This is a genomic window from Oceanobacter antarcticus (assembly GCF_044962685.1).
In the GTDB taxonomy this organism is placed as follows: Bacteria; Pseudomonadota; Gammaproteobacteria; order Pseudomonadales; family Oceanobacteraceae; genus Oceanobacter; species Oceanobacter antarcticus.
Genome location: NZ_JBBKTX010000076.1, coordinates 1 through 457, shown reverse-complemented (window position 1 = coordinate 457; position 457 = coordinate 1). Strand labels below are relative to the sequence as shown.

Sequence of the window (457 nt, the reverse complement as noted above, 5' to 3'; positions counted from 1 at the left end):
TGACAACCCCTACGACGGCCATCCCCTGTACTGGAATCTGATTCAAAGCTGGCTAAACACCGGGATTAAACCGCAAGAGATCCTGGTCGACCGAGGGTACCGGGGAGCGCAACACGACAGCAGTATAGCCGCCGTCGATGTCTGCATCAGCCATCAAAAGAAAGGACGAGGCAAAGCGCACCCGGAACAGTCAAGGCGCAATGGCATAGAACCGATCATCGGTCACATGAAGTCAGACGGACTCATGAAAAGAAACTGGCTGAAAGGGGTTGTTGGAGATTGCATCCACGCTCTGCTGTGCGGAGTTGGTCAGAACCTGAGAAGAATTCTGAGGCACCTGAGGTCTCTTTTTGCGCTCATATTCTGGGTGTTATCAGGGGTAATAGATGGGGCGTACGAGTCTGAATTCGAATGGGAACAGGCTAGGGAATGGGCCGCTTGACGAAATGCCCACTTT

1 pseudogene is annotated in these 457 nt (G+C 52.7%); it reads left to right on the top strand.

What is annotated here, in order from left to right:
• Window positions 1–442: pseudogene (locus WG929_RS20980) on the top strand (hypothetical protein); the annotation flags it as partial.
• Window positions 443–457: the final 15 nt, after the last annotated feature.